This is a genomic window from Rhizobium sp. CC-YZS058 (genome assembly GCF_034720595.1).
Classification (GTDB): Bacteria; Pseudomonadota; Alphaproteobacteria; order Rhizobiales; family Rhizobiaceae; genus Ferranicluibacter.
Map to the genome: position 1 here is coordinate 3733543 of NZ_JAYESJ010000001.1, position 14732 is coordinate 3748274.

Sequence of the window (14732 nt, forward strand, 5' to 3'; positions counted from 1 at the left end):
AAGATGAAGAAGCCCATGTCCTCCACCACGCCCAGCCCTGCAGACCGCCACCACCCCGCGCTGAAGACGGCGCTGGAGCTCGGGCCGCTGCTCGTCTTCTTCTTCGCCAACCTGCGCGGCGCCTGGCTGATCGAGACCTTTCCGGCGCTCGGCGCGCTCGGCGGGCCGATCCTGGTCGCCACCGGCATCTTCATGGTGGCCACCGTCCTGTCGCTGATCATCTCGAAACTCGTTCTCGGCCATTTGCCGGTCATGCCCTTCGTCTCGGGCATCGTCGTGCTGATCTTCGGCGGCCTGTCGATCTGGCTGCAGAACGAGACCTTCATCAAGATGAAGCCGACCATCGTCAACACGCTGTTCGGCGTCACGCTTTTGGTCGGGCTTCTGTTCGGCAAGGCGCTGCTCGGCACCGTCTTCAACGCCGCCTTTCGGCTGGACGAGGAAGGCTGGCGCAAGCTCACCTTCCGCTGGGGCCTGTTCTTCCTGTTCCTGGCCGTGATGAACGAGGTGGTCTGGCGCAATTTCTCCGATGATTTCTGGGTGGCTTTCAAGGTCTGGGGCACCATGCCGATCACGCTGATCTTCACCATGGCCCAGATGCCGTTGATCATGCGCCATGCCGTCGAGGACAAGGCCTCCGAGGACGGCAAGGCATGACCATTCCGGTCAGCGAACCCGGCGTCTCGCGCCGCACGCTGTGGTTTGCCGCCGCCTGCCTCGGCGTGCTGATCGTCCAGGCCGCGGTCGAGCTGATGATGGGCCGCGTGCCGATCTGCACCTGCGGCACGGTCAAGCTCTTCGAGCCGCTCGTCAACAGCCCCGGCAATTCCCAGCATCTCGCCGACTGGTACACCCCCTCTCACATCATTCACGGCTTCCTCTTCTACGGCCTCGCCCGGCTTGTTCTGCCCGGCCGGCCGATCGGCCCGCGGCTGCTGCTCGCCACCCTGATCGAGGCGGCATGGGAGCTTCTGGAAAATTCGCCACTGATCATCGAGCGCTACCGCGCCGCCACCATCTCGCTCAACTATGTCGGCGACAGCGTGCTGAATTCGACCATGGACACGATCTTCATGGCCCTCGGCTTCCTCGCCGCCGCCCGCCTGCCCGTCTGGCTCACCGTTGTTATCGCAATTGTCTTCGAGCTTCTCACCGGCTGGCTGATCCGCGACAATCTCACGCTCAATGTGCTGATGCTGGTCTGGCCGAGCGAGGCGATCAAGGCCTGGCAGGGCGCGCTGTAAGGCACCGGCCGCCTCAGCCCGCCGCCTTCTCGATCGCCGGCATCAGGCCCTCGCGCAGGCTTTTTTCGTCGAAGGGGCCGACGCGTTTGTAGAGGATCGTGCCGTCGGGGCCGACGAGGTAGGATTCGGGGATGCCATAGACGCCCCAGTCGATCGCGGCCCGGCCCTGAGGATCGACGCCGACGGCCTGGAAGGGATTGCCGAGATCGCGCAGGAAAGTCAGCGCATTCTCGGTCTTGTCCTTGTAGTTGATGCCGACCACCGTCAGCCGCGGGTCCTTGGCAAGTGCGAGGATCATCGGGTTTTCCTCCCGGCAGGGGATGCACCAGGAAGCCCAGACATTGACCAGCGTCAGCCGGCCCTTGATCGCCGCATCGGTGAGGGCCGGAAGCGGAGCGCCGTTCATGGTCGCCCCCTCGAGCGGCGGCATGGACAAAGCGGGCGCCTTTGTGCCGATGAGGGCCGAGGGGATTTCGCTCGCATCGCGGCCGGAGTCGAGCTGGCTCCAGAAGAGGACCGCCAGTCCGCCGAAGATCGCCAGCGGCAGGACGGCCAGAAGCACACGGAGCGGGCCGGAGCGAGGCTCCGTTTGCGGCGATGGCGCGCTGGTCACGGCTTTGCTCCGGACGAGCGGCGGCGGATGCCGGCCGCCTCCAGCGCCGCAAGCTCGCGCCGCCGGGCGCGGCCGTCAAGCGTTACCCAGGCAATCAACCCGATGACGATGATGAGCGCTGCGCCGTAGCTTAGCGCGACATAAACGAGATGCGCCGTCATGCCGACACTCCGCGCGCGGCCTGTCGGCGCAGGCTCGCCACCCGCCGCCGCAGGATTTCATTGCGCATGGCCACGAGATGCAGGGTGAAGAACAGACAGGTGAAGGCCGCAGCCATCAGGAGCAGCGGGCGCAGGAACTCCGCATCGATCGCCGTGCCGCCCATGCGCAGGACGCTTGCCGGCTGGTGCAGCGTGTTCCACCAGTCGACCGAGAACTTGATGATCGGGATATTGACGAAGCCGACGAGGATCAGCACCGCCGACACTTTCGCCGCACGGTTCGGATCGTCAAGCGCGCGGTTGAGCGCGATCAGGCCGAGATACATCAGGAACAGGATAAAGACGGAGGTGAGCCGTGCATCCCAGACCCACCAGGTGCCCCACATCGGCTTGCCCCAGAGCGAACCGGTGACGAGCGCCAGCGCGGTAAAGGCCGCCCCGATGGGGGCTGCTGCGCGGGCCGCGACATCGGCCAGCGGATGGCGCCAGACAAGCGTGCCCAGCGCCGAAACCGCCATCACCGTATAGCCCATCATCGACAGCCAGGCCGCAGGCACATGCACATACATGATCCGCACGGTCTCGCCCTGCTGGTAATCGCCCTCGCTCAAAAAACAGAAGGGCAGAGCCACGGCGAAGAGCAGCGCGGTCACGCCGGCCATCCAGGGCACGAGACGCGCCGACAGCGCCAGAAACCGGGTGGGATTGGCGAGGTCGCTGAATCGGCGGAAGGTGAGACTGTCGTCGCTCATGTCGATCTTCTAGCACACTCCGCCGCCGCTTCAATTCTACGCAAGCCTCACCTTCCCGTCATTGGCGGGCACCGCATCTGTCCGCTGCACTCAGGCATTCGCCCGGACTAGTCTGCCTGGGCTCTGAGAGCGGCGGCAGCGGACAATGGCCCGATGACGGCGAAGAACAGGGTGAGCGCAACGAGAATGAGGAAGGGCGGCAGGAAGGGCGCCGGCTCTTCCACCGCCGCAAGCGCCGCGCCGACCCCGAAGATCAGCACCGGAATGACCAGAGGCAGCACGAGAATGGAAACGAGCAACCCGCCGCGCGGCAGCGCCACGGCCACTGCCGCCCCCATGGCCCCGATGAGCGTGATCGCCGGCGTGCCGGCAAGGAGCGTCAGCATCGTCGCGCCGATCGCCACCGGCTCCATGTTCAGGAACAGGCCGAGCAGCGGGGCGAGAAGCGCCAGCGGCAGCCCGGTCGCCGCCCAATGCGCCGCGCATTTGACCAGAACCACCAGCACCAGCGGCGTCTCCTGCATGGCCATCACATCCAGCGCACCGTCCTCGCGCTCGGCCTGGAACAGGCGGTCGAGGCCGAGCAGGCTGGCAAGCAAGGCCCCGATCCAGAGCATGGCCGGACCGATGCGGGCAAGCAGCTTCAGGTCCGGACCGAGCCCGAAGGGAATGACGGCGATGACGGCGGTGAAGAACAAGAGCCCCGCCAGAGCCCCACCCCCCGCCCGGGTGGCAAGCTTCAGGTCGCGCAGGAAAAGAGCGAGCATCAGGGATTGCTCCCGAACAGCCTAAGGTACCTGCCTATCACGGCGCTGCGTTGGGCTCTGCCGAGAAGACCTTGCCCATGCCGCACCAAGACCCCTTCTGGCCTGCCGAGGGAGGCGGCAGAGACCCCCTCTGGCCTGCCGGCCATCTCCCCCACAAGGGGGGAGAAACCGTGGGGCCGGCCGCTCGGTTCTCTCACGCCGTGAGGTGGATCAAATTCGGTGCGGGGATGCGGAGTTCGGGCGCGCGGTGCTGCGCGCTCGGCAGAGTGAGGGGAAGCGAGGCGGTGCCTCTTGGTCTCTCCCCCCTTGTGGGGGAGATGGCCGGCAGGCCAGAGGGTGTCTTGGTTGCTCCAGATGCAGGGGTCGCTCATGCCTCTTCCTCCGCCGGAAAGCCCAGCATTTCCAGCCTCGTAGCGCCCGGAACATCCAAAGGCTGGTGGGTGGCGGCGATGGCGAGGCCGCCTGCGGCGCGGTGAGTGGCGATCAGGCGCTCCACCATCCGCTCGGAGGCCTCGTCGAGGGCGGCCGTCGGCTCGTCGATCAGCCAGATAGGACGATGGGAGACGAGCAGCCGCGCGATCGCGATGCGCCGCTGCTGGCCGGCGGAGAGATAGCCGAAGGGCAGATGGCCGATCGCCTCCAGCCCCACAGCCGCAAGCGCTGCCTCCACGACCAGGCTCTCCCCCTTGCCGGTAAAAGCCGCCCAGAAGCGCAAATTCTCCTCGACCGTCAGATCGCGCTTCATGGCGTTGCGATGGCCGAGATAGTGGCATGATTCGCCGACCCGGGCGTCCGGGTCCGCAGCGCCATCGAGCCTGACCCGCCCCTCCTCCGCCGGCAGCAGGCCCGCCAGCACCCTGAGCAGGGTCGACTTGCCGCTGCCATTGCGTCCGGTGACGAGCAAAGCCTCGCCGGGCCCAAGCGAAAAGCGGAGATTCCGGAAGATCAGCGCCTCCCCGCGCCGTGCGCCAAGGCCCTCGACGACGAGGCGGATGGTCATTCAGGATCCCTTTACGACGTTGGTCTCATTCGAAAAAAATGTCCCGAATTGAGGGAGAACGATCTGGCACGTTTTGTGGAAATTATCTATAACCCCGCCAACACGCCAGCGGTCGGCGTGATTGTTATCCTTGCGCCGAACCTGGAAGATTTCTTCCGCGTGCGGACAGCGGAAATGGCCGTACCCGCATCCCATACTGCGCTTTATCCAAAGTGCTCGGGCGTTCGTACGTCAGTTTTGGCGCTCAGACGGAACGGGGTCTCCAGTGTCCAAATCCCTAGACAGCTTCAATTGTCGCTCGACGCTCAACGTCGGGGGCAAAGACTATGTCTATTACAGCCTTCCGAAGGCCGAGGCGAACGGTCTCGCCGGCGTTTCGAAGCTGCCCTATTCGATGAAGGTTCTGCTCGAGAATCTGCTGCGCAACGAAGATGGCCGCTCGGTCACCAAGGCGGATATCGAGAATGTGGCGGCCTGGCTCTCCGACAAGGGCACCGCGGAAAACGAGATCGCCTACCGCCCGGCGCGTGTGCTGATGCAGGACTTCACCGGTGTTCCGGCCGTGGTGGATCTGGCCGCCATGCGTGACGGCATCAAGGCGCTCGGCGGCGATCCCGAGAAGATCAACCCGCTGGTGCCCGTCGATCTCGTCATCGACCATTCGGTCATCGTCGACGAGTTCGGCTCGCCCAACGCATTTGCCCGCAATGTCGAGCTCGAATATGAGCGCAATGGCGAGCGCTACCGCTTCCTGAAGTGGGGCCAGCAGGCGTTCAAGAACTTCCGCGTCGTGCCGCCCGGCACCGGTATCTGTCACCAGGTGAACCTCGAATATCTGGGCCAGACGGTCTGGACGCGCGAGGAAGACGGCGAAGTGACCGCCTACCCCGATACCTGCGTCGGCACCGACAGCCACACGACCATGATCAACGGTCTCGGCGTGCTCGGCTGGGGCGTGGGCGGCATCGAAGCGGAAGCCGCCATGCTTGGCCAGCCGGTTTCCATGCTGCTGCCGGAAGTGATCGGCTTCAAGCTGACCGGCAAGCTCAAGGAAGGCGTGACTGCGACCGACCTCGTGCTCACCGTCGTGCAGATGCTGCGCAAGAAGGGCGTGGTTTCGAAGTTCGTCGAATTCTTCGGCCCCGGCCTCGACAACATGACGCTCGCCGACCGCGCGACGATCGGCAATATGGGTCCGGAATATGGCGCGACCTGCGGCTTCTTCCCGGTCGATGCCGAGACGATCAACTACCTCACCATGTCCGGCCGCGACGAAGATCGCATCGCGCTGGTCGAAGCCTATTCCAAGGCGCAGGGCATGTGGCGGGATGGCGACGGCGCCGACCTTGTCTTCACCGACACGCTGGAGCTCGACCTCGGTTCGGTCGTGCCCTCCATGGCCGGCCCGAAGCGTCCTGAAGGCCGCATCGCGCTCGAAAACATCGCCTCCGGCTTCGCTACCGCACTCGAAGGCGACTACAAGAAGCCCGGACAGCTTTCAAACCGCTACCCGGTCGAAGGCACGGAGTTCGATCTCGGCCATGGCGACGTCGCGATTGCCGCCATTACCTCCTGCACCAACACCTCCAACCCGAGCGTGCTGATCGCAGCCGGCCTTCTCGCCCGCAATGCGGTCGCCAAGGGCCTGAAGACCAAGCCCTGGGTCAAGACGTCGCTCGCGCCCGGATCGCAGGTTGTCGGCGAATACCTCTCGAAGTCCGGCCTGCAGGCGGATCTCGACGCACTCGGCTTCAACCTGGTCGGCTTCGGCTGCACCACCTGCATCGGCAATTCTGGCCCGCTGCCGGCCCCGGTTTCCAAGACGATCAACGACAAGGGGCTGATCGCAGCCGGCGTTCTCTCGGGCAACCGCAACTTCGAAGGCCGTATCTCCCCGGACGTCCAGGCCAACTACCTGGCCTCTCCGCCGCTGGTCGTCGCCTATGCGCTGGCTGGCTCCGTGCAGAAGGACCTGACGAGCGAGCCGATCGGCGAAGGCTCGGATGGCCAGCCGGTCTACCTCAAGGACATCTGGCCGAGCGCGCACGAGATCCAGGACTTCATCATGAAGTACGTGACCCGTGAACTCTACGCATCGAAATATGCCGACGTGTTCAAGGGCGACGAGAACTGGCAGGCCGTTCAGGTTCCGGAAGGCCAGACCTATGCCTGGGACGATGGGTCGACCTATGTGCAGAACCCGCCTTACTTCGTGGGCATGGGCAAGACCGGCTCGGGCATTTCCGACATCAAGGGTGCACGCATCCTCGGCCTGTTCGGCGACAAGATCACCACCGACCACATTTCCCCGGCCGGTTCGATCAAGGCCGCCTCGCCGGCCGGCGCCTATCTGACCGGGCATGGTGTGGCCGTGGCCGACTTCAACCAGTACGGCACGCGGCGCGGCAATCATGAGGTGATGATGCGGGGCACCTTCGCCAATATCCGCATCCGCAACCACATGCTCGGCCCGAACGGCAAGGAAGGTGGCTACACGATCCACTATCCGTCCAAGGAAGAGATGTCGATCTACGACGCGGCCATGAAGTACAAGGACGAGGGCGTGCCGCTCGTCATCTTCGCCGGCGTCGAATACGGCAACGGCTCCTCGCGCGACTGGGCGGCCAAGGGCACCAACCTGCTCGGCGTCAAGGCCGTGGTCGCGCAGTCCTTCGAGCGCATCCACCGTTCCAACCTCGTCGGCATGGGCATCGCCCCCTTTGTCTTCGAGGAAGGCACGACCTGGGAATCGCTGAACCTGAAGGGCGACGAGACCGTGACCATCGACGGTCTGTCCAATGTCCAGCCGCGTGAGAAGCGCATCGCCAAGATCACCTATGCCGATGGCTCGGTGAAGGAGGTTCCGCTGATCTGCCGGATCGATACGCTGGACGAAGTGACCTACATGAACAATGGCGGCATTCTGCAGACCGTTCTGCGCGATCTCGCAGCCTGAACAAACTGAGACAGCTGAAGGGGCCGGCAGCCAGGCGCTGCCGGCCCCTTTTTCGTGCCACGAAGACGTGAGGAAACCGTCATCGCGGTCAAAGAGTCTTGTCTTCCAACAGGTTGGAAAACAGAACGAGGAACGCCTCTTGCGCGGGAAATCGTCTCACTCCAACGTGACTTTGTGTTGAAAGCGGGGCAGCGTATGCAGGGGTCGCTCCATCCCGACCGTCAGGAATTGCCAGCCCCTCAAGAGAAAGCCGAACCCCGCATGCCCGCACCTCGCCTCTTCGCTGCAATGCTGTCCGCCGGGCTCGCCGCTCTTTTGTCGGCCGGCGCCATGGCGCAGGAACCGGGCCGGAGCACCGACACGGCGGCAGCCCGGGACCCGGCGGCGCTGAAGGGCGTGGTCGAGCTCTTCACCAGCCAGGGCTGCGCCTCCTGCCCCCCGGCGGATGCTGCGCTCAAGCACCTGATCGAGGATGGGTCCGTGGTGGCGCTCGCCTATCACGTCGATTACTGGAACTACCTTGGTTGGGCCGATACGCTGGCGACCAAGGAAAACACTGCCCGCCAATATGCCTATGCCCGCATGTTCGGCCGCAACGGCGTCTACACGCCCCAGGCGGTTCTGAACGGCCGCGACCATATGAATGGCGGCAATCTCAGCGGCATCCGCTTGAAGCTTGCCGAGATGAAGGACACGGGCAAGGGCATTCGCGTGCCGGTCGAGGTGGTTCGCAAGGGCGACGAGATCGACATTTCGATCGGCGCCGGCGACGGCAAGGCCAACATCGTCGTCGTCTATTTTACCCGCCAGCAGGTGGTGGATGTGGAGACGGGCGAGAACAGCGGCAAGAAGATCAGCTATTTTCACGCTGTGCGCGATATTCAGACGATCGGCATGTGGGATGGCAAGCCGACCCGCTACGTGCTGCCGGCGACCGTGCTCGACGAGGAAAAGGACAGCGGCTGCGCCGTTCTGGTCCAGAAGATGAAATCCACGGAAATTCCCGGCGCCATCATCGGCGCGACGACGCTCTATTCGGCAGCGACCCCGTGAGGGGCTGAAACCGCCTCCTCGTCGTAAAGGCGAATGTCGTTCGGTCCGGCGTCATCGAGGGCTGGGGCTGAGGGTTTCGAAGTCACCGGACCGAACCGGCCACGGGTTTTCGGCGGGGAGCCGGACCAGTGGCCGCTTGCGCCCGCGCTTGCCGGCAGAACGCCGGAAAAGCCGGAAGACCGGGCCGACGACGAAAAACCTCCGACCGGCACCGGACCAGACGACGCCACCGACGGACGGACCCGCAAGGCGTCTTCTGCGCGCCCCACCGGGCCGAAGACCCGGCGCGGTGGGGAGGCCGGACATTCTCCGCTAAATCGGGCAGGTGTTTGTCCGGATTGCGGCACCGCAAAGAAAGCAGTGGAGAGCTGCGGATCGGCGCGGGAACGCCTGCGCTGGTCGTGCGTTCGCTCCTCATGACACGCCTCTTGAGACGCCGTCTTGCCCGGCCCTGCGCGGCGCGACCGATCTTGCATTTCACGGCGCGTCAGGCACACTGTCACACAGCCGTCACGAGGAGAAGGCCGCATTGCGCATGACCGATCAACCGGATTTGCCGCGAGGCGAAGGAGCATCCGGGTCCGACGCTGTCGTCGTCGACCTCAAAGCCTATAAGAGCGCCAAGGACCCCCTTCCCATTACCTTCCATCGCCGCGAACTCGACCAGATCCTCTGGGTCTATGGCCGAATGGTCGGCGAGGGCGAGTGGCGCGACTATGCGCTCGACCACCTGCGCGACAAGGCCGTGTTCTCGGTCTTCAAGCGCGCCGGCGAACTGCCGCTCTACCGCATCGAGAAATGCCCACGCCTCGCCGCCAAGCAAGGCGCCTTCAGCGTCGTCAACACCCACGGCATGATCCTCAAACGCGGCCACGAACTGGCACCCGTGTTGAAGGTGTTCGACAAGTTGCTGAAGGTGGTGAAGGGGTGAGTGAGGAGTGAGGAGTGAGGAGTGAGGAGTGAGGAGTGAGGAGTGAGGAGTGAGGAGGATGCTCACCGCCATTCTTCATCGCAAGGCCTCGGCGACTTTGCGACCTCACCCCACAGTCTCTCCCCCCTTGTGGGCCCTTGTGGGGGAGATGGCCGGCAGGCCAGAGGGGGACTTTCCTCCCCTTGTTCTCGGACAGTCCAAGCTTTCAGACCGAAGTTTGCTGCTCTCTTTTCCTTGAAAGCCAGCCGCGCTCCCGCTGAGAAATGCCATCGATCCAACGCAAAAGGCCGCCTTTGCGGGGCGGCCTTTGATAGGTCGTTTGGGCATGCGACAGCTCACGGCGTCAGCTCGGCCTTCTTCTGTGCAGCCGGGAAGGCCGGGTCGGATTTTTTGCCGCGCAACAGATCCAGAGCGTAGTTGAGCTGGATGTCGTCCTTGGCCTCCGGCGGCACATAGGCGACCGAGCCGGAGCCCTCTTCGGTTTCATTCTGGCCCTGGATATGGCCGCGCAGGCTCGACTCGCTGGTGTTCTCCACCTTGCCCAGCAGCTCCGGCGGCAGCGGCTGTTCGACCTTGATGTCCGGCGTGATGCCGGTACCCTGGATCGACTTGCCGGACGGCGTGTAATAGAGCGCCGTCGTCAGACGCAGCGCGCCGGCCTCGCCGAGCGGGATGATGGTCTGGACCGAGCCCTTGCCGAAGGACCGGGTGCCGAGCACGGTGGCACGCTTGAGGTCCTGCAGCGCGCCGGCGACGATTTCCGACGCCGAGGCCGAACCGCCATTGACGAGCACGACCACCGGCTTGCCGTCCGTCAGGTCGCCGGGGGTGGCGCTGAAGCGGCGGGTCTCGTCGGCATTGCGGCCGCGGGTGGACACCACTTCGCCCTGCTCGAGGAAGGCATCCGACACGTTGATCGCCTGATCGAGCAGACCACCCGGATTAAGGCGGAGATCGAGCACATAGCCCTTGAGCTTGTCGGCTGGAACCTGCGCCTTGATCTTCTCGATCCCGGCCTTCAGGTCGTCGAAGGTCTTTTCGGTGAAGGAGATGACACGCAGATAGCCGACATCGCCTTCGACGCGGAACTTGACGGCGCGCACGGCGATCACGTCACGCACGATCGTCAGTTCGATCGGCTTGTCGGCGCCCTTGCGCAGAAGCGTCAGCTTGATCGGCTTGCCGACGGCGCCGCGCATCTTGTCGACCGCCTCTTCCAGCTTCAGGCCACGCACGTCCTGGCCGTCGATCTTCGAAATATAGTCACCGGCGAGCACGCCCGCGCGGGCGGCCGGCGTTTCATCGATCGGGCTCGTGACCTTGACGAGATCGTTCTCCATCGTCACTTCGATGCCGAGCCCGCCGAATTCACCCTTGGTCTGGGTGCGCATGTCTTCGGCATCGGTGGCATTCATGTAGCTCGAATGCGGATCGAGCGAGGACAGCATGCCGTTGATGGCATTCTCGATCAGCTTGTCGTCCTGCGGGGGCGTCACATACTGGGCGCGGACGCGTTCGAAGACGTCGCCGAAGATCGACAGCTCGCGATAGGTCGAGGGATTGGCGGCGACGGCCGGAACGGCAGCGGTGTAGACGACGGACATCGCGGTCGCCCCCATCAATGCCCCGACCAGAACAAGTGAAGCCCTACGAATCATTTCGTGCCTTTCCGGTGTCTGATGCGGTCCACCAGGGTCGGGAATCGACCGGTTTACCGTCTTTTCTGAATTCAATGTAAAGCGTTGGCCGGTCGGTTTCCAGCGCCAATGCTGTTGCACTCGCCACTCTCTTCGCGCCCATGGCGCCCAAGGGTTCGCCGGCCACGACAAACTGTCCCTGCTGGACGCTCACCTCGGTCATCCCCGACAAAACAACGTGATAGCCGTTGCCGGGATTGAGGATGACCATCTGTCCATAACTGCGGAATGCCCCTGCAAAGACGATCCACCCATCCGCCGGCGCCGTAACCAGGGCGCCCGCTTCCGTGCCGAGCATCATGCCCTGGAGCGCGTGGCCCGTGCCGTCCTCGTCGCCGAAACGGGCGAGCACGGAACCGGCCGCGGGAAGCGCAAGCTTCTTCTGCAGGTCTGCGAAGGCATATGCCGGGGCAATGCGGTTTTTGTCGGGCACTGCCTGTTCGGCCAGTTGCCGCGCGGCCTCGCGCTCGGCCTCGGACATGCGCTGGCGCTCGGCCTCCTCGGCACGGGCGGCCTCCGCGGCGGCACGAACGGAACCGATCTGCTGCTCCAGGCTGCCGATCAGGCCCTGCAGGCTGGTGGCCTGCCCGGCCAGCTGCTCGGCCTTCCTCCGCTCGGCCAGAAGCTCGGCGGCGTTCTGGCCCTTCAGCTTGTCCTTTTCCGCCATCAGCAGGCGCATGCGCTGCTCTTCCTCCAGCCGGCCGGCCATGGCGGTCGTCAGAGCGACTTTCTCGTCTTCGACCTTCCGGCCGAGATCGGCCAGCGCCTGCAGATCGTCGGCAAGCTTGCGGGTCTCCTGACGGATCCCCGGCACGACGGCGCCGAGCAGAATGGCGCTGCGGACCGAGGCGAGCGCATCGTCCGGCGTTACCAGGAGCGCGGGCGGCGGGTTGCGCCCCATGCGCTGCAGCGCGGCCAGAACTTCGGCCAGAACCCCGCGGCGCGCCCGCAGCGAGGCATGAACGCCCTCCTGCTGGCCACGCAGGATCCTCAGCCTCTGCTCGCCGTCCGAAATCTGCTGCTCCAGCCCCTTGCGCTTGTCGGCCGAGGCGATGAGGGCCGCGCGCAGGTCGCTATTGGTCTTCTCGATCTCAGCGATCTCTGTTTCCAGCGCCTGAGCCCGTTCCTGGGAGAGGCTGATGGTGCGGGAAAGCGCATCGAGTTCGATCCGCGTATTGTCACGCTGCTGCTGCAGTCGTGCAGCCGGATCCGGCGCCACCGGGGTTGCCGAAGGGTCGGGAGAATTCAAAGCAGGCGCTTCGGCAGGCGGCGGCGCTTGGTCGAGGCTTTCCTGCGCAGCGACGGGAACGGCGGCGGCAAGAAGCAGAGAGCCGGCGAGAAGTGCCGCGGCACAGCATGTCGACAGCGCAGAGGACCGCAGCCGCCGGCCGCGGCCTGTCCTGTTCCTTCCCCCAGCCGTCACGCGCACACTCCTCATCCGCCCCTTCTATCGCCGCGCTGCTTGCCCAGAGCTTGTTGGTCGGCATCCGCTCTTCGCCAGGATTGCGGCAGGCCCATGGCCGCCCGCTTGCCGATGACGAAATGGTGATTCGGCCTGGTGGTCAAACGCGATGATAGGGGTGGCCGGACAGGATCGTCACGGCACGATAGAGCTGCTCGGCAAGGAGGATGCGGACGAGCTGATGCGGCCAGGTCATCCGGCCGAGACAGAGCACGGCATCGGCGCGCGCATGAAGCGCCGGATCGAGCCCGTCTGCGCCGCCAATGGCGATCATCACCTCGCGCTTGCCGCCATCCCGCCAGCCGCCGAGGAGATCGGCAAAGGCCGGCGAATCGAGCAGCTTGCCGCGCTCGTCCAGGAGCACCAGCAGGCAGCCTTCGGGCAGCGCCTTGTCCAGAAGGCCGGCTTCCTCACGCTTGCGGCTGTCGCTGGAGGAGGCGCGGCTTTCCGCCACCTCCACCTGCCGGCCAAGCTCCAGCCCGATGGCCGGGCCCGCCTTGGCAAAGCGGTCGAGATAGCGGGTGGCGAGGTCCTTTTCCGGACCGGCCTTGAGCCGTCCGACGGCAAAGAGCGAAAGTTTCATGGCCGCACCCCGTTCAGGCCGCCGACGCGATGTCTCGATTGACAGGCGACGCCTTGCAGCCGCTGATCGGGGAGAAGCGCTGGTCTGTCAAGCGGCGAGACCGCCTCGCCTGTCCGCGGTGCACGCAGAGATTTACGTGGCGGTTCGATGCGCTCAAAGGCGCCTGAGCCGCTTCGGAAGGCCGCGATCATCGACTCGGGCTCTGGCCTCGGCCTGAGCCCGTCATTCGCACGATCAAGGAGGTCAAGGCGGCGCCCGAAGACGCCGGCACCTCCTAGTGGCGCGTTCCGTCTTCCATGTCCGGCGCCGCCCACATCTTTTCGATGTTGTAGAACTCGCGGATTTCCGGGCGGAAGACATGGATGATGATATCGCCGCTGTCAATGAGCACCCAATCGGCTGCTTCCAGACCTTCGACGCGGGCATTGCCGTAGCCCTCGTCCTTCAGGTCGGAAACGAGATGATCGGTGATCGCCGCGACATGACGGTTCGACCGCCCGGACACGACCACCATGTAGTCGCCCAGCGCCGATTTTCCGGCAATGTCGATCGTGACGATATCTTCTGCCTTCGAGTCCTCGAGGCTTTCGAGGACCAATTGAAGGACGCGGGACGCAGCGTCGTCGCTACGGTCCGTGCCTTTCGGGAAGATGCGCGTAACATTTCCCTTGGCGTGGAGTGTTGTCAGAGTTTTCCCTTTCCAAGAAAGACAACCTTGGACCACAGAAGACCGGTGGTCCTGCCGATAATGTAGGCATCAGGTCGTTAAGGTTTCAAGACGTCGGAGGAAAACTTCGCAAGCCGTGCACAAGCCACAGGCGTGGCGTCACCAAGGGGCCACAGGCGTGGCGTCACAAAGGGGCCGCAGGCGGGGTGAAGAGACGAGGACCGTTTGCCGGATCAGCGCCTCGCCTTTCGCAGGGCGGTCGAGCTCAGTGACGAGCGCGGCCCGTGGATGAAGGTCCAGGCCGGCGCCTTTCGGAAGGCGAGCGCCCGGGCATGGTCTTCATCCACACGGGCATAATCGAAGGTCTTCGCCATTTTGGAAGAGAGATAGGCAAGCGTTGCGCCCGGCCTGTCGATGACGGCGATGGGGAAGGTGCGGGCGATATGCTGCCAGCGCTGCCAGCGGTGGAAGTCGCGCAGATTGTCGGCGCCCATGATCCACACGAAGCGGATGGCGGGGTTGCGGGCCTTGATGCGGTCGAGCGTCTGCGCCGTGTAGCTTTGCCCGAACGCGGCTTCGAAGGCCGTGACCCGGACGCGCGGGCTCGGCACGATGGCCTCGCTGAGCGCAATCCGCTCGGCAAGCGGCGCCAGCTCGCGGCGGCTTTTCAACGGATTGCCGGGCGTGACCATCCACCAGAGCTGATCGAGGCCGAGCCGCTGCAGGGCCAGCTCCGCCACCAGGGCATGGCCCTGATGCGGCGGATTGAAGGAGCCGCCAAACAGGCCGACACGCATGCCGGGCTCGACATGCGGCATTTTGAGATAGTGCACTGCGACCCCATCC

The 14732-nt window shown here is 64.8% G+C and carries 15 protein-coding genes; 5 read left to right on the forward strand and 10 right to left on the reverse strand.

All coding sequences use genetic code 11. From position 1 onward, the window contains the following. Nucleotides 1-15: 15 nt before the first annotated feature. Nucleotides 16-657 carry a septation protein A gene (locus U8330_RS17865; RefSeq protein WP_323106589.1) on the forward strand — a complete coding sequence of 214 codons (642 nt, stop codon included), beginning with the start codon at nucleotides 16-18 and terminating at the stop codon, nucleotides 655-657. Further along, the gene (locus U8330_RS17870; RefSeq protein WP_323106590.1) at nucleotides 654-1244 is read left to right on the forward strand and encodes a DUF2585 domain-containing protein; all 591 of its coding nucleotides are present in this window, start codon (nucleotides 654-656) and stop codon (nucleotides 1242-1244) included. The genes U8330_RS17865 and U8330_RS17870 overlap by 4 nt, the downstream gene beginning before the upstream one ends. 13 nt (nucleotides 1245-1257) lie before the next feature. On the opposite strand, the gene U8330_RS17875 is transcribed toward U8330_RS17870, so the two are convergent. The 5 genes from U8330_RS17875 to ccmA all read right to left on the reverse strand — a co-directional run bounded on the left by U8330_RS17875 (nucleotide 1258) and on the right by ccmA (nucleotide 4537). Then, entirely contained in the window at nucleotides 1258-1857 is a 600-nt protein-coding gene (locus tag U8330_RS17875; RefSeq protein WP_323106591.1) for a DsbE family thiol:disulfide interchange protein, read from the reverse strand. Next, on the reverse strand, nucleotides 1854-2018 hold the full coding sequence (gene ccmD, locus U8330_RS17880; protein ID WP_323106592.1) for a heme exporter protein CcmD: 165 nt from the start codon (nucleotides 2016-2018) through the stop codon (nucleotides 1854-1856). The genes U8330_RS17875 and ccmD overlap by 4 nt, the downstream gene beginning before the upstream one ends. After that, nucleotides 2015-2770, reverse strand: coding sequence for a heme ABC transporter permease (locus U8330_RS17885; RefSeq protein ID WP_323106593.1), 756 nt, complete (start codon nucleotides 2768-2770; stop codon nucleotides 2015-2017). The genes ccmD and U8330_RS17885 overlap by 4 nt, the downstream gene beginning before the upstream one ends. A 107-nt stretch (nucleotides 2771-2877) precedes the next feature. Further along, entirely contained in the window at nucleotides 2878-3537 is a 660-nt protein-coding gene (ccmB, locus tag U8330_RS17890) for a heme exporter protein CcmB (RefSeq protein ID WP_323106594.1), read from the reverse strand. Between the two features lie 367 nt (nucleotides 3538-3904). Beyond that, nucleotides 3905-4537 carry a heme ABC exporter ATP-binding protein CcmA gene (gene ccmA, locus U8330_RS17895; protein WP_416236875.1) on the reverse strand — a complete coding sequence of 211 codons (633 nt, stop codon included), beginning with the start codon at nucleotides 4535-4537 and terminating at the stop codon, nucleotides 3905-3907. A 265-nt stretch (nucleotides 4538-4802) separates the two neighbouring features. Between ccmA and acnA the strand changes: the two genes are divergently transcribed. From acnA to U8330_RS17910, 3 genes are all read left to right on the forward strand, one after another. Next, nucleotides 4803-7493 (forward strand): aconitate hydratase AcnA, encoded by a 2691-nt coding sequence (acnA, locus tag U8330_RS17900; protein WP_323106595.1) that lies wholly within the window; start codon nucleotides 4803-4805, stop codon nucleotides 7491-7493. Between the two features lie 330 nt (nucleotides 7494-7823). Next, nucleotides 7824-8546, forward strand: coding sequence for a thioredoxin family protein (locus tag U8330_RS17905; RefSeq protein ID WP_323107349.1), 723 nt, complete (start codon nucleotides 7824-7826; stop codon nucleotides 8544-8546). Between the two features lie 535 nt (nucleotides 8547-9081). Beyond that, on the forward strand, nucleotides 9082-9477 hold the full coding sequence (locus tag U8330_RS17910; protein WP_323106596.1) for a DUF2794 domain-containing protein: 396 nt from the start codon (nucleotides 9082-9084) through the stop codon (nucleotides 9475-9477). A 335-nt stretch (nucleotides 9478-9812) separates the two neighbouring features. Here U8330_RS17910 and U8330_RS17915 read toward each other — a convergent pair whose 3' ends face one another. From U8330_RS17915 to U8330_RS17935, 5 genes are all read right to left on the reverse strand, one after another. Next, nucleotides 9813-11135 carry a S41 family peptidase gene (locus U8330_RS17915; RefSeq protein ID WP_323106597.1) on the reverse strand — a complete coding sequence of 441 codons (1323 nt, stop codon included), beginning with the start codon at nucleotides 11133-11135 and terminating at the stop codon, nucleotides 9813-9815. Continuing rightward, nucleotides 11125-12423, reverse strand: a complete 1299-nt coding sequence (locus U8330_RS17920; RefSeq protein WP_416236876.1) for a murein hydrolase activator EnvC family protein — start codon at nucleotides 12421-12423, stop codon at nucleotides 11125-11127. Before U8330_RS17920 ends, U8330_RS17915 begins: the two co-directional genes overlap by 11 nt. Before the next feature lie 313 nt (nucleotides 12424-12736). Further along, entirely contained in the window at nucleotides 12737-13219 is a 483-nt protein-coding gene (gene rlmH / locus U8330_RS17925; protein ID WP_323106598.1) for a 23S rRNA (pseudouridine(1915)-N(3))-methyltransferase RlmH, read from the reverse strand. 274 nt (nucleotides 13220-13493) lie between these two features. Next, nucleotides 13494-13943 carry a ribosome silencing factor gene (gene rsfS / locus U8330_RS17930; RefSeq protein ID WP_323106599.1) on the reverse strand — a complete coding sequence of 150 codons (450 nt, stop codon included), beginning with the start codon at nucleotides 13941-13943 and terminating at the stop codon, nucleotides 13494-13496. Between the two features lie 176 nt (nucleotides 13944-14119). Then, nucleotides 14120-14704, reverse strand: a complete 585-nt coding sequence (locus U8330_RS17935; RefSeq protein WP_323107351.1) for a nicotinate-nucleotide adenylyltransferase — start codon at nucleotides 14702-14704, stop codon at nucleotides 14120-14122. Between the last annotated feature and the right edge of the window lie 28 nt (nucleotides 14705-14732).